Genomic DNA, 20,248 nt, shown 5'->3' on the forward strand with positions numbered 1-20,248 from the left:
AGTTGCTCGATGCAGCGTTGGGTCTCCGTACACACCGTTCGACCGCAGGTGGCGGTCGTATGAGTACTGACGACGCGACCCGGCGGAAGACATCTCGCGCCGGCCGGAACGAACGACCGGCACGCACCAGGCGCGCGCGGGTGCCATTGCTGCCTCAGTCACTCGCAGCTGCAGTGGACGTCAACCCAGCAGCACCGGCGATCACATTCGGAGGTCAAACCCTCACTTACGCCGAAGTGGACGCGCTGTCCTCACGTCTGGCTCGGTTGCTCATCAGCCGCGGAATCGGGCCGGAGGACCGGGTGGCGGTGTCGATTCCCCGCTCCGTCGAGTCGGTCTGTGCGGTGTGGGCGGTGGCCAAGACTGGCGCAGCTTTCGTGCCGGTCGATCCCAGCTATCCTGCCGACCGCGTCGAACACATGATCACCGATTCTGCAGCCTCGATAGGGCTGACCACGGCCGCGTACGCTATCGACCGTCCCCGCAGCGTCCACTGGCTGGAAGTGGACGGCGCTGTGTTGACGGCCGAGTTGGCCGGTATCTCCCCGGATCCGGTCTCGTATACCGAACGCGTCCGAACCCTTCGCGTAGATCATCCGGCATACGTGATCTACACCTCGGGGTCGACAGGACGGCCCAAGGGCGTCGTCGTCACCCACGCCGGGCTTGCAGACCTGTGCGCGGAACAGGTCGAACGGTATGCGCTCACCTCTACGTCGCGGACACTGCATTTTGCTTCGCCGAGTTTCGACGCTTCCGTGCTCGAACTGCTGCTCGCCGTCGGTGCAGGCTCGACGATGGTGATCGCGCGTCCGGATATGTTCGGCGGTGACGAACTCGCGGAACTCCTGGTGTCGGAAAAGATCACGCACGCGTTTGTGACCCCGGCAGCGCTGGGTTCGATTTCCCTTGACGGCGCCCACCAGTTCGACAATCTCGCCGTGGTGGTCGTCGGCGGTGAAGCGTGTTCACCCGCGCTGCTGTCCACCTGGGCACCCGGCCGACGGTTCTTCAACGCATACGGACCCACGGAAGCCACCGTCGCCAGCAACATCGCCGAGTTGACCGTCGATCGTCCCGTGACGATCGGTGGTCCCGTCCGTGGTGTCGGCGTGTTCGTCCTCGATTCTCGACTTCAGCCGGTCGCCACCGGAACCGCCGGCGAACTCTACCTGTCGGGCACCCACCTTGCCCGCGGGTACAACGGCCTGTCCGCAACTACTGCGGCAAGTTTTGTCGCCAATCCGTTCGGCGGCGCCGGGGAGCGGCTCTACCGGACCGGCGATACCGTGCGGTGGATCCGCACCGGCGGCGATGGCGGAGCCACCGATCAGACCGGTGGTGAGCGCGACCTCGAATATCTCGGGCGGGGGGACTCACAGGTCAAGATTCGCGGCTTCCGGATCGAACTGGGCGAGATCGATGCCGTCCTTGCCGCCCAACCCGGAGTCGACTTCGTCGCCACCGTCGCGATCACCGGTTCCTCAGGTGACGCCGCGCTGGTGTCGTATGTCATGGCGAATGCCGACGTCGACCTGGACCCAGAGTCGTTGACCGCCAGCGCTCGGGCCGTTCTTCCGCGGCACATGGTGCCTGCATCGATCATGGTCATCGACCGGATTCCTCTCACCCCAGTGGGTAAGTTGGACACCGACAGCCTTCCCGAGCCGATCTTCATCTCGCGTACGTACCGCGAACCATCAACGCCTGCACAGGTACTCGTGGCAGCGGCCTTCGCCGACCTGCTCGGAGTCGAGAGGGTCGGTGCCGAAGACGACTTCTTCGAGCTCGGCGGCAACTCACTTGTTGCAGCAAGGCTGGCTGGACGTCTCGGAGCTGCGTTCGGGACACGCATTCAGGTGAAAACCCTCTTCGAGGTATCGACGGTCGAAACATTGGCTGCCCGAATCGAAGCCGAGGCGGAGGGGTCTGTCAGAGTACAGCTTGCGCCGGTGATTCGTCCGGAACATGTGCCGTTGTCGCTGGCGCAGCAACGGATGTGGTTCCTGAGCCAGTTCGATTCTGAATCTGCTGTCAACAACATTCCGATCGTCCTCCGCCTGAGTGGTGAGCTTGACACGAATGCGCTCGCCTCAGCGGTCGGTGACGTCCTAGCTCGGCACGAAGTCCTTCGTACTGTCTACCCAGGAATCGACGGTGTGGGCTATCAGCAGATTCTGCCGGAATCGAACGCAGACATCGACCTCGATCCCGTTCCGTTGGCCGATTCGGCACTTCTCGGCGAACTGTTGACGCTCGTCACCGCCGGATTCGACGTCAGCTCGGCAGTTCCGTTGCGGGTCAAGCTCTTCCAGACGGATCCGTCCGAGTACGTCCTGGCGATGGTCGTTCACCACATTTCCGCGGACGGCGTTTCCGTAGCGCCGTTGGTTCGGGACGTTGCGTTCGCCTACCTTGCGCGTGTGGACGGCCGGAGTCCGGAGTGGACACCGCTGCCGGTGCAGTACGCAGACTTCGCGATGTGGCAGCGTGAGGTTCTCGGCGTGGATTCCGATCCGACATCGTTGATGTCCGAGCAGCTCGCGTACTGGAAGACGACTTTGCAAGACCTGCCGGAGAAGATCGAACTCCCGGCCGACCGTCCACGACCCCCAATTCTCTCCACCAGAGGCGGCGTCCACCGTTCGGACGTGGACGCTGAATTGCACAGTGCCCTCGAGCAACTCGCACTTGACCACAACGTGTCACTGTTCATGGTCGTCCATGCGGCGCTGGCGGTCCTGTTGGCAAGGTCGAGCGGCAGCGGTGACGTGGCGATCGGTTCACCAATCTCTGGACGAGGGGAACCCGAACTCGACGATCTGATCGGCATGTTCGTAAACACCCTGGTGTTGCGCACGGCCGTGAATCCAGGAGCAAGCTTCTCCGATTTGTTCGACCATGTGCGTGACATCGATCTGGGGGCTTTTGCCAACGCCGACGTGCCATTCGAGCGGCTTGTCGAAGTGCTCGACCCGGCACGATCCCAAGCGCACCACCCGTTGTTCCAAGTTGCGCTGTTCTTCCAGAACATGGCCGACGACGCACTGGAATTGCCCGGACTGCGTGTCTCCGGATTCGACGCGGGCGTCGACATCGCGAAGTTCGATCTGCAATTGACCGCAGCTCCACGGGAAAACGAGTCGGGGGATGCTGCGGGGATCGCGCTGTCCTGGCTCTACGCCACGGATCTGTTCGATGCCTCGACCGTGTCCGCCTTCACTGATCGGTTTGTCCGCATACTGCGCGCGATGGTCGCAGATCCCGGTTCTGCGGTCGGTGACGTCGAGGTCATGACTGTGTCTGAGCGTGCTTTGGTGCTCGAGTCGTGGAATGACACGTCTCGTCCGGTTGTGGGTGGGTTGTTGTTGGATGGTTTTGATTCGGTGGTGGGGGTTTGTTCGGGTTCGCGTGCGGTGGTGTGTGGGGATGTGGTGCTTTCGTATGGGGAGTTCGATGAGAGGGTTAATAGGTTTGCGCGTTATTTGATTGGTTTGGGTGTTGGGCCGGAGTCGTTGGTGGGGTTGGCTGTTCGGCGGTCGGTTGATTTGTTGGTTGGTTTGTATGCGATTGTGCGTGCGGGTGGGGCGTGGGTGCCGTTGGATCCTGATGCGCCGTCCTCGCGTAATGAGTATGTGTTGGATTCGGCTGATCCGGTGTGTGTGGTGTCGACGGAGCGTGATGGTTTCACGGTGTCGGGTCGTCGGGTTGTGTGTGTGGATGTTGTTGATGTGTCTGGTTTTTCGGGTGCGCGGGTTTCTGATGTGGATCGGTTGTCGCCGTTGCGGGCGTCGAATACGGCGTATGTGATTTTCACGTCGGGGTCGACGGGTCGGCCGAAGGGTGTGGCGGTTTCGCATGCGGCGATTGTGAATCAGTTGGAGTTCATGCAGGGCGAGTATCGCTTGACGTCGTCTGATGTGTATTTGCAGAAGACGGCGACGACGTTCGATGTGTCGTTGTGGGGTTTTTTCATGCCGTTGCGGGTGGGTGCGGTGTTGGTGTTGGCGTCGGTTGATGGTCATCGGGATCCGGGGTATTTGGCGTCGGTGATTGATGATCAGGGTGTGTCGGTGACGGATTTTGTTCCGACGATGTTGTCGACGTTTTCGTCGTTGGTGGATCCGGGGTTGTTGGGTTCGTTGCGTGATGTGTTGGTTATTGGTGAGGCGTTGCCGGTGGAGGCGGTGCGTGAGTTCGGGTTGGTGTCGTCGGCGCGGTTGCATAATTTGTATGGTCCGACTGAGGCGGCGGTGTCGTTTACGTTTGCGGATGTGACGGCTGCTGGGTCGGGGTCGGTGGTCTCGATTGGTGTGCCGGAGTGGAATTGCCGGGTGTTTGTGTTGGATTCGCGTCTTCGGCCGGTTGCGGTGGGTGTTGCGGGTGAGTTGTATTTGTCGGGTGTGCAGTTGGCTCGGGGGTATGTGGGTCGTCCGGATTTGAGTGCGGATCGGTTTGTGGCGTCGCCGTTCGGTTCGGGTGAGCGGATGTATCGGACGGGTGACCTTGTGAGGTGGTCGTCTGTGGGGGATCTGGAGTACATCGGTCGTACTGATTTTCAGGTGAAGTTTCGTGGTCAGCGGATTGAGTTGGGGGAGATCGAGGCGGCGTTGGTGTCGCATTCGTCGGTGTTGTCGGCTGCGGTGGTGGTGCGTGGGTCGGTGATGGGTGATCAGTTGGTGGGGTATGTGGTGCCGGCTGTGGGGTCGGTTGTGGATGTGTCGGTGTTGCGGGGGTTTGTGGGGGAGCGGGTTCCGGGTTATATGGTTCCGGCTGCTGTGGTGGTGTTGGATGCGTTTCCTCTTAATTCGTCGGGGAAGTTGGATCGGGCGTTGTTGCCGGAGCCGGTGTTCGAGGCTCGGGTGTTTCGGGCTCCGGTGTCGTCGGTGGAGTTGGTGGTGGCGTCGGCGTTTGTGGGTGTGTTGGGTGTTGATCGGGTGGGGTTGGATGATGATTTCTTCGAGTTGGGTGGCAACTCCCTCATCGCGATGAGATTGACCGCCAACTTGAGCAGCGCACTCGATTTGGATGTTCCGGTGCGCATGCTGTTCGGTGCATCGACGCCCGAATTACTCGCTGCCAGGATCGAAAAGGCTAGGGAATCAGGTTCGGCGACACCGGACGATCATGCGATCGGCGTACTCTTCCCGGTTCGCATCGAAGGACAGCGGCCACCGCTCTTCTATATCCATGCAATGAGTGGTCTGGCATGGAAGGCCTCGGGCTTCGCTCCGTACCTAGAGGCCGATACACCGATCTACGGCCTGCAAACTCCCGTAATGACAGAGGAGTGGGCATTACCGACCTCGGTAGACGAGCTAGCGCACCGCTACGTGCGTGAGATGATCGATGTGAATCCGACTGGACCGTTTAACATAATCGGCCACTCCGTTGGAGGGTTCATCGGCCACGCATGTGCAGTTCTTCTACGCGAGCAAGGTTTCGAGGTCTCTCTGTTCATGGTCGATCCTCGTCATCCGAGGGAGGTCGACGATGACGTAGCTCTGGAGAACACCCGTGACATGGCAGCTAGTTGGGGAGTGGAACTCGGCGAAGGCGTCGACGTCAATTCTCTTGATCGCAGCCAGATCATCGCCATCGGTAAAACGCTGGACTCGGTGTCGTTCATGACTGAGGCACAGATTGGCGCGCTCTACGACTTCGCTTCGGCGAGTGGTGAATTGATCTCTGGGTATGAGCCGCGCAAATATGATGGCGACGTGGTGATGTTCCGGGCAGCTGCGGGCATGGACATGGACTTCACAGTGACAGACGAATGGAGGTCGGTGATCGGTGGACAGATCACCGACATCGATATCGACAGCAATCACACGTCGATGATGCATCCGGACAAGCTCGAGTTGATCGGGCCGATCGTCGCCGAGTATCTACGTACGCAGGAGAAGCACTCGTCATGACTGATGAAACCGTCGCTCGGTCGGCCGAATGCCGCACTGTCGTGCATTTTGTACGTCACGGAGAGGTGTTCAATCCGTCGAATGTAATTTACGGCCGGCTACCCGGATACTCGCTTTCCGAATTGGGCAATCGCCAGGCGAAGGCAGTCGCCGAGATTCTCGGTGATCGTCCAATCTCTTCGATCTTCTCCAGCCCGCTCGAACGCGCGATTGAAACTGCCACTCCGCTGGCCGATTTGTTGAATCTACCCATCGAGAAGAACAAAGATCTTGTGGAGTGGGAGGGAAGGTTCGACGGGATCGCAGCGGGAGACCCGAGACTGAAGCCGTCGGTCGGGTTGCTGCTCAAAACGTGGAATCCAGTGACGCCTTCGTGGGGGGAGAGCTACAAATCGATGGTCAGACGTATGTCTGCTGCCCTGGATTCGGCTCGGCGTCGGAGCGCGGGCAAGGAGGGCGTGTGCTTCAGTCACGAGCTGCCCATCTGTACCTTGCGGCGTTCGTTGAGGAGCGAATCATTGTGGCGTCGACAGCATGAACGCGATGTGGCTCACACTTCGATCACTTCAGTCACTTTTTCTGGCGAAGCCCTCGTTGATGTCAGCTATTCCGCAAGCCATGTACCTACGGACTGAGGTATAGAGGAAAGCCAGCCTGTTCTTCTCGCATTTGATCGAGAAGAACAGGCTGGCTGGTTGAGAATGTTCCTGCGGTTGTCTCAGATTCCGAGCGAACCGGCGATGAACGGCCATGATTTGTGTAGCTGATCCTGCCAGTAGCCCCACGAGTGGGTCCCGACCGGCTGGAAGTCGACAACGGCCGGAATATTCAATTCATACAGGCGCTTGGCCATGTTCGAAGTGCAAAGGTTGGTCGCTGCTTCGATCGGGCCGCCGATGATGATCTGGTTCTCCGTATATGCGCGACCATCACTCAGACGTGGGTTGAGGAATGTGTCGTTCGGAATTCCAGGAAGCCCGTTTCCGGTGCTCATGTAGATGGGCGTCCCACGCAGCTTCTCGGCGTTGACGAGCGGATCGTGTTCGACCCATCCCGGTCCGTCCAATGGTCCCCACATATTCGTGATGTCGTCGACGCCGCCGATCCATTCCGTGGTCGTCCGGACGAATGCTTGTCCGAGGGGATCGCTGGTCTGTGCGCAGCCACTGTAGGCGGCAACAGAACTGTAGAAACCGGGGTACTCGATCGCCAAGTTCAGTACCGACGTACCGGACATCGAGATTGCCGAGATGGCTTGCTTACCGTTGCTACCCAGCTCTTCGTTCAACAATGGAGGCAATTCTTTGCCCAGGAAGGTCGACCATTTGTTGCGTCCGGCCTTGGGGTCGTCCTTCTCCCAGTCGGTGTAGTAGGAGAGACGCCCACCGACAGGCGTGGCGACGTTCACGTTCTTGTCAGCGAAAAAATCGACTACATCAGTTTGTAGTTCCCATGTCGCGGCATCTTCTCCGCCGCCGGCACCGTTCAGCAGATAGACGATCGGGCGAGGTTCGGAGTTGTCGGCCGGGGTGATCACCTGAATCGGAACGTCCTTGTCCATCGACGCCGCATAGACGTTGACGACGAGCTGACGGTCATTGACCTTCTCGACGGATTTGATGTAGGAGCCCGTCGACGCTGTCTCGGATGAGTCGCCACCGACGCGCGCGGGGGTGGCCTGCGCGAGACCGGCTGTGAGCAGTGAGCCGGCAACGGCCAATACACCGATCTGTACGGTGCGTCGCCAGGTCGTGGAATTTCGCGTCAAGACCTCATACCTTTCGGTTGATTCATTGTCGATTGCGACCTTTTCGCATTCAGAGAATTGAGTCGGTTATTGTTTGTGGACTGTTACCGTATTTAGATATTCAAATTCTGGTATTAGGCCACACTCGCTGGATGCGTCTGTCATGAAGTCTCCGCAGCCCGGCGGTAACCCCGAATCGCAGGATATAGAAATACAGCGATCATTCCCGCTGACCAGGCAAGCATTTTCAGAACTGGCACCAGGACCGGGCCTCCGAGCGAAAGTCCGCGCATAGCGTCGACTGCGACGGACATCGGTTGCGCGGCAATAACGGGTTGAAGCCAGACCGGATATGCCATTGTCGGGACAAAACCACTGTTGAAGAACATCAACAAGGTGCACCCAATGGAAACCAATTCGACGAGCGGGACATTTTCCGACATCGTGGCGAGAGCCGTGACCATTACCGCGAACCCAATGCCGAATGCGATGGGTAGAAGTATCATTGCCACTGCCGCAAGCGGGCCCTGAGTGAACCGGAAGCCGACGGCATAACCAACGCCGATGATGACGATCGTGGTCAGTAGAACTCGAACGGCTTCAGCGATCATTCGGCCCACCAGGCCCGATGCTCGGTGTGCGGGCAGCGTCCAGAATCGACCGAGCAGACCGCTCTTCCGCTCGCCCCGCAAGCCAACTGCGCTGGCGATCGAACCGAACATCGCCCCCACGAGAATGATGAGCGGGACAGTCCCATAGATACTCGGCTGCCCGGTGGCAGCTGTGATGGAATTTCCCAGAACAACGCGAAACATGATCAAGGTCAACGCGGGATAAACGAGCGCCTGAACAGTCGTTGAAGGATCGCGCGCCCAGTTGATCAGAAGCCGCTTCGCCTGAATAAGGCTGTGGGTCCAGAGCGCGCTGGCCGAGTTCTCGGGTAGTGCCGCGTTGGGAAGAGGGAACGCGAGCGCCCTCCCACTGCGTATCTCCTCACGCTTCTCGAGAGAACTCATCACGCTCGCCTCGTACTTGCCCAGTATGCGAGTGGCCCGCATACCGCTATCAAACCGATCGACCAAGCCGCAACTGGCACCAACGTATTCGGCGTGAGGGTGCCGGCAGCCAGGTCTCGCATGGCGTAGGAGAACTGAGATACGGGCTGATTGCGTACGAACGGCCGGATCCATTCCGGGAATCCGCTCTCCGGAACGAATCCACACGAGAGCATTCCGAGGATCAATTGGGGAAGTGTCAATGCCTGACTGGTTGCTTGCGGGCTCTTCGACAGCGAGCCGATTGCATCACCACCGAGCGACAAACACGTACTGAAAGTCAACGCGATCACGCAGAAGAGCACAGCCTGTGACAGACCACCGACGAAGCGAAATCCGATCGCGTATCCGTAGATCACAGCTGCTGTCAGTGAGACGACGGACCGGAGGAATCCACTACTCATCCGCGAAAACAGTGGAACCGGGCCGAAGACCGGCATGGTTTGCATCCGACTGCTGAAGCCAGTGATGCGTTCGGTCGCCGACATCTGCGCCGCTGAGATCGAAGTGAAGGCCATCGCCTGCAAGACGATGATCGGCATCAAGAACTGTGCGTAATTGATTCCCTGCAGCTGCATTACGAACCTGAGGGGCAGGTAAAAGCCGACCGTGAAGATCAATGGCGCGACGATTGCCACGAGCAATTCGTGCCGGCGAATCATTGCGCGAACGGTACGGCCGGTGAGGGTCCACCACTGTGTGACCGCGGACGGCTGCGGACGACGATGGCGTCCGATGCGAGCTGCATTTGGCACCGTGATGGACCGTTGACCTACCTGTTTCAAGGCAAGATCTTGAGTTGCGTACTTCGTCGTCGTGGTCACGTCGCATCGCTTGTTTCGCTCGGACGCGACTGCCCCGTCAACGAAAGAAACACGTCGTCAAGTGAAGGCCTGCGCAGGGCGATGTCCGCGAGTGGTATCCGTGCGTGATCGAGACGCCGCAGGGCTTCTGCAAGGGTCGCAGAACCACGGGGTGCGGGAATTGCAATTCGGCCGTTCTCCACTGCGAGATCGAAGCGGAAGTCCGGTGGAACCAAATTACCCAGCGCGTTGGCTGCTGGCCCCAGCAAGCTTGCCTCGGCGGGAACGATTTCGCAGAAGCTCGCGCCGGTTCGTGCCTTCAATTCGTTGGCCGTCCCTTCCGCGACGACAGATCCTTTGTCGATGACAATGATGTTGTCGCTGAGGAGGTCAGCTTCCTCGAGGTACTGGGTGGTCAGCAGAACCGTGATGCCTTGTTCCTTCAAAGTCTGCACGAGGTTCCACACGCTCTGGCGACTGCGAGGGTCCAGTCCAGTCGTCGGCTCGTCGAGAAATACGACTTCTGGTCTCACCACTAATCCGCACGCAATGTCGATGCGTCGTCGCATGCCGCCGGAGTAGCCCGCAACGGCTCGCCCCCCAGCTTCCACGAGATCGAATTCTTCGAGAAGATCCACGGCTCGTTGCCTGGCGGATGCACGATCGAGGCCCATCAGGCGAGCGAACAGTTCGATGTTCTCGCGTCCGGTGAGGGCGTCGTCGAGTGCGGCGAATTGGCCAGTCATCATGATCGAACGACGAACGTCGGCTGGGTTTCGAGCGACGTCGTATCCGGCAACCATTGCGACGCCGCGGTCAGGCCGAATCAACGTGGAAAGAACCTTAACGGTGGTGGTCTTACCTGCACCGTTGGGTCCAAGGATGCCGAGCACTGTGCCCTTGGGAGCTTGGAAGTTGATGCCACGCAATGCGTGCACATCCTTGAAGGACTTGTGAACGTCCTCCACGACTACCGCCGCGTCCGTCGATAAGGGCATCAATTCTCCGCTGTCTGCATGGATGTTCGGGCCGAGCTGTGCTTGGACAGGGCTTCTCGGCCGTGTCCTTTCTCGAGCAAGTCGTAGCCCGAGCCGGAGTGACTGGTAAGGGCCCCAGTGGTTGGGGGAACCTTGTACGTCTATCTCCGGATGCACAGTGGATGTTACCGGAGGGACAACCTCGGTCCGGCCTTCGCGCGGTGGGGATAGATGCAAATGTGCAGCTTGGCGAGAAGCCGAGGTCAGGCCGACCGACTGGGCTGTGCGATATCGCACAGTGCCCGGTACGGGGCCTAACTTCGGGTCGCCGACAGCCGTGAACCGTCATTCGCGCGTGCTGAATGCTCGTCGAATACTACGAGTTCGTACTCGATCGACGGGCACCCCTGACTCGATCATCAAGTCGACTCACTCTGGCGATGTAACCTACTGCTCATGGATATCGGCACGTTGTCAGTGGTGGTTTCCGTGTACAACGAGGAGGATTACATCGCTGGGTGTTTGGAGTCCCTCTCTCGTCAAGGGGACGAAATACTCGAGATAATTGTTGTCGACAACAATTCCACCGACCGCACCCCTGAAATCGTGCGTTCTTTCGAGCAGCGGGATTCTCGAGTCCGATATCTTGTCGAACTGCGTCAAGGCGTTGTTCATGCTCGTAATGCCGGGTTCGACATCGCAGTGGGTGAATTCATCGGTAGGGTCGATGCGGATTCGCGCGTCGCACCAGGATGGGCGCGAGCGGTTCGAAGTTCCTTCGCTTCTCATGATCTTGATGCTGTTACCGGTTTCTCGTTGTTTTACGAGTCACCGTTTTCAGGTCTTCAACGAGCGGCTGTGAACAAAGCCGAGGCCCGTGGCGATTTCCACGGAATCAAAGCGGCGCACGCACTGACTGGTTCGAATATGGCGATTCGGGCGACGTCGTGGCGCTCGATCCGCGACAAGGTCAGTGATCGCACCGACATTCACGAAGACGTGGATCTGTCGCTGTGCCTGGTGAAGGCAGGTATGCAGTTCGGCACCGACCTGGACATGCGGAGTGAAATCTCCGGCCGAAGGGGAGAGACTGGACCCATCGAGTTTCTGTCATACAACAAGGCTTCGGTCACAACGCTCGAGTATCACCAGGCTATGACTGCACGACTGCGTCTGATGATTCTCAAGTCGTCAATTCTGCATGCTCTGTTGTGGCCGGCGTACCGGATGTACGACCGGCAAACCGATCGGCTGTCATGGCGGAAACTGCTGTCAGGTTCCGGTGCTCGCACTATGCCCGTGGATTCGTGAGAGTCAGCTACATCCTGTCCAGATTCAAGGTTCTGTATAACCTCTCGATACCGCTGTAGTCCTGCACGAACAGTTTGTTGCGCGGTTCCGATCCGACATCGTCGAGCATCTTCTGTCCGCCGGGTACGGCTTCAATTTCCATGATTGCTCGCCACGCGCCGAAGTCGGTGCCGCTGAAAGCGCGCATGGCGCTCTCGAAGCCTTTCAGCAGATAGCTGCGATCTCCACCATCCAGGGAATCCCAGACCAGTACGGCCAATTCCCCGGCAATCGAGGCATGGCAGTACTCGTCGCGGGCGTGCAACCGAATCGTCGCGCGGTTGGTCGACTGCACGCCCGGATCGTCCGAGATAAGGTCGAGGTAAGCGGTGATCGACACCTCGGCGACGGTCATGAACGCCAACTCGGTGAGCGCGATTTTGCGCGGCCCGTCGGCAGCGTTCAGGGCTTGCGCGCGGGTACGGACCGTCGACACGTCGGGTAATGCCCTCGACGGAAGCGCCCAGCCCCTGCCTCGACGGGTCGCTGAACTGGCGTTGAAATGCATGAGCGTGTGATATTGCTCGTCGACCATCGCCTGATTGACGGCAACTGTAGCCCAATCCCCGAGTCCGACGCCGAGACGGTCTTCAGCGAGAACATCGAACCCGGGATTGACGACGTACTTCTCGATGTCCATGACGTTCTTGTTGAACGCGATCCATGCCCAGGCCTGTAGGCGTTGCTTCTGCTCGGGACGCAATGCCAGGTAGTTCGGATGCTCCGCGAAGGGGAGAAGTGCTTCGGGGTAGTCGGACAGCGAGGGGTCGAAGAGGTCGTCGAGTTCGGGCTCCGCCTTTTTCACTGTCGCCCGGCGTGCCCAATTGCTCGCAAGCCGGTTGACGATCGCACTCTCGACAGGATCGGAGGCGTCGTAATCCGGCAGGCTGGGCGGACTCACTCCAGGTCTCATCGTGCCCTACTCTCTGTGCCCTTCGGCAGTCTCTCTGTGCCCTTCGGCAATGCGATCGAACAAGCTCTGGCACTCCGCGTTCAATTCGCCGGAGCGATCGTCGAGCGCTGCCTCGGCGGTTTTCATCAGAGTCGTGAAGTCGCCGAGGGCCTCGGCCGCCGTGTCCACCTGTGAGGTGGCATCGAACAGTGCTTTTCGTGTCGCACCTGCATACGGATTGCCCGCTTGTACGTCCCAGTACACCTCCGGTTCGCCGCCGGCTACACGCGCCAGGAGCGCGAGCAAGGTCCGATGCGGGGGAGGGGCGACCGCGAGGAGTTCGTCCGCGGAAACTCCGAGTTCGGCCAGGGCAACGCCAAAAGCCAGCACCGACGCGTGGGTCAGAACCTGGGTAGCTGCGGCCAACCGGTCGTGACGATCGGCGTCCATCACCGCGACCGACGCTCCCCATGAGCGCACGACGTCCAGGAACTTTCTGGTTTCCGGACCGTCGACGTACGGCACTGCGATTACGGATCGACCGCGAGGGCCGAGCGACGGGCGGAACATGGGGTTGAGTCCGAGGAACTCCCCTTCTCGGCCGGCGTCGGCGATTGCTGCGTCCATCCGCGATTTGACCGACAGCGTGTCCACAACGAGAGCGCCGGATGTTCGAAGGCTCGGTAGTGCGGCTAGAGCGACCTGTTCGGGAACCGCGAGCACGATGATGCTCGAGGACTGCACGTGCGCGAGGACCCGGTTACTGGGTTTCGTGATGTCTCCGACGACCACATCTCCGTCAGGATCGCTGCCGGCTGGGTCGACGACGGTGACCGTCAAGCCTTCGGCGCGAAGCAGTTCGACGAACATGGCTCCGACGGCACCCTGACCGCCGACCACCGTCGCAGTCCCTGATGCCGCCGACATGGCGGGTTCTACCCGCCGTACTCGAGAACTCGAGAGGACACCGCATCGAGAGCACGGAGCAGCGTGGACGCCTTGACCGTGGTCTCGTCGAACTCTTCTTCCGGGTCGGACAACGCGGTGATGGCACCGCCGATTCCGAAGGTCACGCCGCTCTCGGTGCAGACCAGCGACCGGATCACGATCGAGAGGTCCGCGGCGCCACCGAGGGCGAAGTACCCGATCGATCCGGAGTAGACCCCGCGCGGGCCGGATTCGAGGCGGTCGATGATCTCCATCGTCCGTACCTTCGGGGCGCCGGTCATCGATCCACCGGGGAAAGCGGCCCGGACACAGTCCACTGCCGACGATCCCGGACTCAGATGTCCACGCACGGTCGACACCATTTGATGAACGGACGAGTACGACTCGATCGCGAACAGCCTCGGAACGTGGACGCTTCCCGGAACGCAGACTTTAGTGAGGTCGTTGCGAGTGAGGTCGACGATCATAAGGTTCTCGGCGCGGTCCTTCTCGCTGTCGAGCAGGTCCTGCCGAAGGGCAGCATCTCGCGCCCGGGTTACGCCACGCGGGCGAGTGCCCTTGATGGGCTTGGACTCGACGTTGCCGTCCGCGTCGACACGTAGGAACCGCTCAGGTGAGGCCGAAACGACCGAGATGCCGGTGAAGTCGAGCAGCGCGCTGTACGGCGTCGGATTGATCGAGCGCAGGTACTCGAACGCCCGCAGCGCGTCGATCGTCTCGTCGACGCTCGCCATGTTGGTCAGACACACCTCGTAAGACTCACCTGCCCGTATCTCCGAGAGGGCCGTACCGATCAATGACAGGTACTGATCGCGATCATGCCGCAGTCGAGCCTGTGTCCAGACCGTCTCGCTGATCAGTGGAACCGGGGTGCGTTCCGGCAGGTCCGCGCCGATCCGCGCCAGGGTGTCGATGGTCGATTCGAGCCAGTCGTCGTGGCCGGCGTCGCGGACTTTCTCACGCAACCTCAAAACGTGAGTGCGGCCGGCAGTGTGATCGATGACGACGGCACGATCGGCAAACACCAGGGCGGCATCAGGAGTGGGTGCCGGATGGACTGGCTTTCCTCCGGTCTGCGCTTTCAGTTCGTAGCCGAGGTAGCCCACGTAACCGAGGTTGAAGTCGAGTTCCGGATGCGAGGGTACGAAGCGCGTCGCGAGTTGCGCGTCCAAGTAGTCAAAGAACGGAACTCGAATGTGCTCGTCGGGCAAGCCTTTTCGGCTGACCGTCAGCACCCCGGCTTGGACGTCATACGTGATGAATTCGGCCAGCGGCCCCGCGGAATCGCCCAGAATCGAAAAGCGTGCACTCGGCTCCGCAGTTGCCGCGCGGTCCAGCCAGAACGCATTGGGGCCGTCGGCGAACAGTGCTGCAAACGCCGCCGACGGGTCCACGGCAAAGTCGAGGGTCACGTCGTCGACGTCGTAGTTGATCGCCGGTCGCAAGTCGGGCGTTTGTGGCGCCGGTTCGTGTCGGATCACCGAATCCAGAGTTCGTCCGACAGACAGATCGCGGAAGTTCGCGAGCAGATCGATGCCGAACTCGGTACTGATGGACTCCGGATGGAACTGCACGCCCCACATCGGCTTGGTCCGGTGTCGGACGCCCATGAGCAGTCCGTCGGAGGTCCACGCGTTGCGAACGAAGGCATTCGGAAGATTCTCGACGGTCAACGAGTGGTATCGAACAGCTCGGAACGGCGACGGAAGTCCGGCAAAGATGCCTGAACCGTCGTGATCGATCAGCGAGATCCGGCCGTGCATCGGGACGGGCGCAACCACCACGTCGGCACCGAACAACTCGCACAGACCCTGGTGACCGAGACACACACCGAGAAGTGGGAGGGGTGCTTCCTCGATGAAACGGCGGCTGATTCCGAAATCACGCTCGCGATCGGGCCGGCCGGGACCGGGGGAGATGACCACGTTGTCGTACGACGCGAGATCGAGGGAATCCCAGTCCGCGTCGTTGCGGACCACGGTGGGAACAACCCCGTTGACTTCGGTCAACAGGGTGAACAGGTTGTAGGTGAACGAGTCGTAATTGTCCACCAGAAGGGTGCGGGAACTCATGTCGATGATCCTGATCTCGGTCCGACGGATTCCCGAACAGTGTCCTCCTCCTCAACAGGTGCGTTGATCACCAGGTCTTCGAGTCGACAGGTCTCGGCAATCATCAGCTCGTACAGCGAGTTGAAGAAGTCAGGGGAGAGGTCGTGGCGACGGGCGAACTCGCGTGCCCGTTCCTGCACGAGGCGGACACGGCCAGGTTGCATCATCGGAACCTCGCGGGAGCGCTTCCACTCGCCGATGCGCAGGCAGAGTTCCAGCCGCTGCCGCACCGTCTCGAGAAGTAACGCGTCGATCGCGTCGAGGTCGCGCCGGAAGCTGTCCAATCCCTCGGCCTTGTCCGGATACGACGCGGTCTCCGCGCCTGCTTCGGAACTCGTTGTGGTCAAGAACTCTTCCACGAGGCCTCCCGGTGCTCGGCGTGACGCGAGGTCGAAAATGCGGTGTCCGGAACGTAAATCACCTCCGGACACCGGCACCCCGACCGACCATCGCCGTTCGGGGAGGTGTTCCACGATCGTCTTTCGCCGAAACCTGCCGCGGTCCGAATTTCTGCGAAACCTGTTGGTGGGCGAATCAGCTTGCGATGCAGGCGGGTTCGTGACCGCCTGCGTGAGTGCCTATTTGGGGGTGATCCAGGTGGTGATCTCGGCGTGGACTACCTCCTTGCCGTCCCGGTCGAAGATCGAGATGGGAACGACCAGTTCAGTTCCGCGCTCGATCGCCGCGAAGTCCGGCAAGATCTCGAGTCGGGCGACTGCCCGCAGACCGGTTTCTGCCTTGGCGAGGTAGTCGACCTTCATCGACTTGGGGATCCAGCGGTGCGAGTTCGGAACCGTCGCTTCGCTCAGCATGCCCATTGCGACCTCCGCGAGATTGCAAGCTGCGATCGCGTGAAACGTGCCGAGGTGGTTGTGCACGCCCCACCATTTGGGGGAGCGGACCTCGCAGAGCCCTGGTTCCAACTTCGTCACTCGGGGGAGAACGGAGGCGAAATAGGGCACGCGAATGGACATCGCCGCCGAGAAAACTGCATGTCCGAGGGCGTTGTCCGGCAATTTCTGCCATCCGCGATAGGTAGGGCTGGAGATAGTCATGGACCTATCTTACTTCTGAGTAAGGTTGTTGTCGCGCAGCTCACTCGGAAAGGGCGCTTCGGGGGAGTTGAGGAATTGGGCCAGGTACGGCATACTGGTCGGGTTGCCTTGTCCGGGACAAGGTCGTTTGCGGCCGTGATCGGGTAAGGGTAAGACGTCACAGACGATCGATCGCAGATCCCGTCAGGGTAATCGGGTCAACGACTGTGACCATGCAAGACGAGAAGTAATGCAGGACGGAAGCAGTGCCTACTTTGTGTTCGACATCGAACACGTCCGGTACGCATCACGCCAGATGATCGAAAGATTGTCCGGCGCAGGATGAGTGAGAAGGCGACACGCCCGACCGCGTGTACCGGAGAACAATGACAAACGAACAGCGGCAGCAGATCCTGATCTCGATCCGAATATTCGGTACTCCCGAAAAACTTGGACTTGGTCCCGATCGCTTCAGTGTTCGTCGTGTCATCGTCCAGGCAAGGACTGTGCAGACGAGGTAGCTCGAGCCTGACCAGGCGGGCTACGAAACGCGGCAAGAAAAGGACACTAAGCGTGGCGGGACAAAAGATCCGCATCAGGCTCAAGGCCTACGACCACGAGGCGATCGACGCGTCAGCGCGCAAGATCGTCGAGACGGTAACCCGTACGGGTGCCCGCGTCGTTGGACCTGTGCCGTTGCCGACCGAGAAGAACGTATATTGCGTCATCCGCTCGCCGCACAAGTACAAGGACTCGCGCGAGCACTTCGAGATGCGTACTCACAAGCGGCTGATCGACATTCTCGACCCGACGCCGAAGACGGTTGACGCGCTCATGCGCATCGACCTTCCGGCCAGTGTCGACGTGAACATTCAGTGACGGCGGAGACAAAAACAATGACTGATACCAAGATCAAGGGAATCCTGGGCACCAAGCTCGGCATGACCCAGGTCTTCGACGAGAACAACCGGGTCGTCCCGGTCACCGTCGTGAAGGCTGGGCCGAACGTCGTAACCCAGATCCGTACCGAAGAGCGTGACGGCTACAGCGCCGTACAGCTCGCGTTCGGCGCCATCGACCCGCGCAAGGTGAACAAGCCGACTTCCGGCCAGTTCACCAAGGCTGGTGTGACCCCGCGTCGCCACGTAGTGGAGCTCCGCGTTGCGGACACCTCCGACTACGAGGTCGGCCAGGAGCTCACCGCCGAGGTCTTCGAGGACGGCGCATATGTCGACGTCACCGGAACCAGCAAGGGCAAGGGCTTCGCCGGAACCATGAAGCGTCACGGCTTCAAGGGACAGGGCGCGTCGCACGGTACCCAGGCTGTTCACCGCCGCCCGGGCTCCATCGGTGGCTGTGCAACTCCCGGCCGCGTGTTCAAGGGCATGCGCATGTCCGGACGCATGGGTAGCGACCGCATCACGACGCAGAACCTCTCGGTCCACAAGGTGGACGCCGAGAACGGCCTGCTGCTGATCAAGGGTGCGATCCCCGGCCGCAAGGGCGGCCTCGTGATCGTCAAGAGTGCAGTGAAGGGTGGTGCACGGGCATGACCAGCACCGAGACCAAGTTGACCCTGGACGTCAAGGTCGCCGGCGGCAAGACCAACGGCACCGTCGATCTCCCCGCTGAGATCTTCGACGCTCCGGCCAACATCGCGCTTCTCCATCAGGTTGTCGTCGCGCAGCTCGCAGCTGCTCGTCAGGGAACCCACTCCACCAAGACCCGCGGCGAAGTCCGCGGCGGTGGAAAGAAGCCGTACCGCCAGAAGGGCACCGGCCGCGCACGCCAGGGCTCGACTCGCGCACCTCAGTTCGTCGGTGGCGGAACCGTGCACGGCCCGCAGCCGCGTGACTACAGCCAGCGCACCCCCAAGAAGATGAAGGCAGCCGCCCTGCGCGGAGCCCTCTCTGACCGCGCACGCAACGAGCGCATCCACGTCATCACCGAATTGGTTGCAGGGCAGACGCCTTCGACCAAGGGCGCAATCGCGTTCCTCGGCGAGATCTCGGATCGCAAGAAGCTGCTGCTCGTCGTGGGTCGCCAGGATGTAGCCGCTTGGAAGAGCGTGCAGAACCTGGAAGGCGTGCATCCCATCGCACCCGACCAGCTCAACACCTACGACGTGCTCAATGCCGATGATGTCGTGTTCAGCGTCGAGGCGCTCAACGCATTCATCCACGGGCCCGCCGAGAGTGCTCAGAACAAGGAGGAGGCCAAGTGACGACCATCGCTGACCCCCGCGACATCCTGCTGGCGCCGGTCATCTCCGAGAAGTCCTACGGACTGATCGAGGAAGGCACCTACACCTTCCTGGTGCACCCGGACTCGAACAAGACGCAGATCAAGATTGCCGTCGAGAAGGTCTTCGGCGTCAAGGTGACCAGCGTCAACACCGCCAACCGTCAGGGCAAGCGTAAGCGGACCCGATTCGGTTACGGCAAGCGCAAGGATACCAAGCGCGCGCTCGTGACCCTGTCCGCCGACAGCAAGCCCATCGAGATCTTCGGAGGACCGGTCGCGTAAGCGCCGGGACTTGACGAGACATAGAGGACGAGAAGACTCATGGCAATCCGTAAGTACAAGCCGACAACACCGGGCCGTCGTGGCTCGAGCGTCTCGGACTTCGCCGAGATCACTCGGTCGACCCCCGAGAAGTCGCTGGTCCGCCCGCTGCACGGTCGCGGTGGACGCAACGCACACGGTCGTATCACCACCCGTCACAAGGGTGGCGGACACAAGCGTGCATACCGACTGATCGATTTCCGTCGCAACGACAAGGACGGCGTCCCGGCAAAGGTCGCTCACATCGAGTACGACCCCAACCGCACAGCAAACATCGCACTCCTGCATTACGCAGACGGTGAGAAGCGCTACATCATCGCCCCCAAGGGTCTGGTGCAGGGTTCACCTATCGAGTCCGGTGCAGGCGCCGACATCAAGCCGGGCAACAACCTGCCGCTGCGTAACATCCCGACTGGTACCACCATCCACGGTGTGGAACTGCGTCCCGGCGGCGGAGCCAAGATGGCTCGTTCCGCAGGCGCCAGCATCCAGCTCCTCGGTAAGGAAGGCAACTACGCCACGCTGCGTATGCCTTCCGGTGAAATCCGTCGCGTCGACGTGCGCTGCCGCGCATCCGTCGGCGAGGTCGGCAACGCCGAGCAGTCGAACATCAACTGGGGCAAGGCCGGCCGTATGCGTTGGAAGGGCAAGCGCCCGACCGTTCGTGGTGTCGTGATGAACCCGGTCGATCACCCGCACGGTGGCGGCGAGGGCAAGACCTCAGGTGGACGCCACCCGGTCAGCCCGTGGGGTAAGCCTGAAGGCCGTACCCGCAAGAACAAGGCAAGCGACAAGATGATCGTCCGTCGCCGCCGCACCGGCAAGAACAAGCGCTAGGAGGGAGTGAA

The 20,248-nt window shown here is 60.6% G+C and carries 17 protein-coding genes; 8 read left to right on the forward strand and 9 right to left on the reverse strand.

What is annotated here, in order from left to right:
* The first annotated feature begins 59 nt into the window (after positions 1–59).
* Positions 60–5,918 carry a non-ribosomal peptide synthetase gene (locus R4P65_RS01745; RefSeq protein WP_317825233.1) on the forward strand — a complete coding sequence of 1,953 codons (5,859 nt, stop codon included), beginning with the start codon at positions 60–62 and terminating at the stop codon, positions 5,916–5,918.
* The gene (locus tag R4P65_RS01750) at positions 5,915–6,553 is read left to right on the forward strand and encodes a histidine phosphatase family protein (protein WP_317825234.1); all 639 of its coding nucleotides are present in this window, start codon (positions 5,915–5,917) and stop codon (positions 6,551–6,553) included. Before R4P65_RS01745 ends, R4P65_RS01750 begins: the two co-directional genes overlap by 4 nt.
* 83 nt (positions 6,554–6,636) lie before the next feature.
* Here R4P65_RS01750 and R4P65_RS01755 read toward each other — a convergent pair whose 3' ends face one another.
* From R4P65_RS01755 to R4P65_RS01770, 4 genes are all read right to left on the reverse strand, one after another.
* Entirely contained in the window at positions 6,637–7,686 is a 1,050-nt protein-coding gene (locus R4P65_RS01755; protein WP_317825235.1) for an alpha/beta hydrolase family protein, read from the reverse strand.
* A gap of 140 nt (positions 7,687–7,826) precedes the next feature.
* Positions 7,827–8,681: an ABC transporter permease gene (locus R4P65_RS01760; RefSeq protein ID WP_054188169.1), complete on the reverse strand. Its 855-nt coding sequence runs from the start codon at positions 8,679–8,681 to the stop codon at positions 7,827–7,829.
* The gene (locus R4P65_RS01765) at positions 8,681–9,544 is read right to left on the reverse strand and encodes an ABC transporter permease (protein ID WP_230812237.1); all 864 of its coding nucleotides are present in this window, start codon (positions 9,542–9,544) and stop codon (positions 8,681–8,683) included. Before R4P65_RS01765 ends, R4P65_RS01760 begins: the two co-directional genes overlap by 1 nt.
* Entirely contained in the window at positions 9,541–10,521 is a 981-nt protein-coding gene (locus R4P65_RS01770; RefSeq protein WP_317825236.1) for an ATP-binding cassette domain-containing protein, read from the reverse strand. The genes R4P65_RS01765 and R4P65_RS01770 overlap by 4 nt, the downstream gene beginning before the upstream one ends.
* 435 nt (positions 10,522–10,956) lie before the next feature.
* Between R4P65_RS01770 and R4P65_RS01775 the strand changes: the two genes are divergently transcribed.
* Positions 10,957–11,811 (forward strand): glycosyltransferase family 2 protein, encoded by an 855-nt coding sequence (locus R4P65_RS01775; protein WP_317825237.1) that lies wholly within the window; start codon positions 10,957–10,959, stop codon positions 11,809–11,811.
* A gap of 7 nt (positions 11,812–11,818) precedes the next feature.
* Here the strand turns inward: R4P65_RS01775 and R4P65_RS01780 are convergent, their stop codons facing one another.
* From R4P65_RS01780 to R4P65_RS01800, 5 genes are all read right to left on the reverse strand, one after another.
* Positions 11,819–12,763, reverse strand: coding sequence for a diiron oxygenase (locus R4P65_RS01780; RefSeq protein ID WP_317825238.1), 945 nt, complete (start codon positions 12,761–12,763; stop codon positions 11,819–11,821).
* Positions 12,764–12,769: 6 nt separating this feature from the next.
* Positions 12,770–13,669, reverse strand: coding sequence for a prephenate dehydrogenase dimerization domain-containing protein (locus tag R4P65_RS01785; protein ID WP_317825239.1), 900 nt, complete (start codon positions 13,667–13,669; stop codon positions 12,770–12,772).
* An 8-nt stretch (positions 13,670–13,677) separates the two neighbouring features.
* Positions 13,678–15,762 carry an aminodeoxychorismate synthase component I gene (gene pabB, locus R4P65_RS01790; protein ID WP_317825240.1) on the reverse strand — a complete coding sequence of 695 codons (2,085 nt, stop codon included), beginning with the start codon at positions 15,760–15,762 and terminating at the stop codon, positions 13,678–13,680.
* Complete coding sequence (locus tag R4P65_RS01795; RefSeq protein ID WP_411742509.1) at positions 15,759–16,085, reverse strand: chorismate mutase family protein; 327 nt, start codon at positions 16,083–16,085, stop codon at positions 15,759–15,761. The genes pabB and R4P65_RS01795 overlap by 4 nt, the downstream gene beginning before the upstream one ends.
* Positions 16,086–16,379: 294 nt before the next feature.
* Positions 16,380–16,856, reverse strand: a complete 477-nt coding sequence (locus R4P65_RS01800) for a hotdog fold domain-containing protein (RefSeq protein ID WP_230812244.1) — start codon at positions 16,854–16,856, stop codon at positions 16,380–16,382.
* A 552-nt stretch (positions 16,857–17,408) separates the two neighbouring features.
* Here R4P65_RS01800 and rpsJ point away from each other — a divergent pair.
* From rpsJ to rplB, 5 genes are read left to right on the forward strand one after another with little or no spacing between them, the layout of a single operon-like run.
* Entirely contained in the window at positions 17,409–17,714 is a 306-nt protein-coding gene (rpsJ, locus tag R4P65_RS01805; protein WP_003938093.1) for a 30S ribosomal protein S10, read from the forward strand.
* Positions 17,715–17,731: 17 nt separating this feature from the next.
* On the forward strand, positions 17,732–18,388 hold the full coding sequence (rplC, locus tag R4P65_RS01810; RefSeq protein ID WP_003940826.1) for a 50S ribosomal protein L3: 657 nt from the start codon (positions 17,732–17,734) through the stop codon (positions 18,386–18,388).
* Positions 18,385–19,059, forward strand: coding sequence for a 50S ribosomal protein L4 (gene rplD / locus R4P65_RS01815; protein WP_230812245.1), 675 nt, complete (start codon positions 18,385–18,387; stop codon positions 19,057–19,059). Before rplC ends, rplD begins: the two co-directional genes overlap by 4 nt.
* Positions 19,056–19,361, forward strand: coding sequence for a 50S ribosomal protein L23 (gene rplW / locus R4P65_RS01820; RefSeq protein WP_230812246.1), 306 nt, complete (start codon positions 19,056–19,058; stop codon positions 19,359–19,361). Before rplD ends, rplW begins: the two co-directional genes overlap by 4 nt.
* Positions 19,362–19,400: 39 nt before the next feature.
* On the forward strand, positions 19,401–20,237 hold the full coding sequence (gene rplB / locus R4P65_RS01825) for a 50S ribosomal protein L2 (RefSeq protein WP_230812247.1): 837 nt from the start codon (positions 19,401–19,403) through the stop codon (positions 20,235–20,237).
* Positions 20,238–20,248 lie beyond the last annotated feature (11 nt).

It is taken from the genome of Rhodococcus sp. IEGM 1318 (assembly GCF_033142465.1).
GTDB classification, from domain to species: Bacteria; Actinomycetota; Actinomycetes; order Mycobacteriales; family Mycobacteriaceae; genus Rhodococcus_F; species Rhodococcus_F qingshengii_B.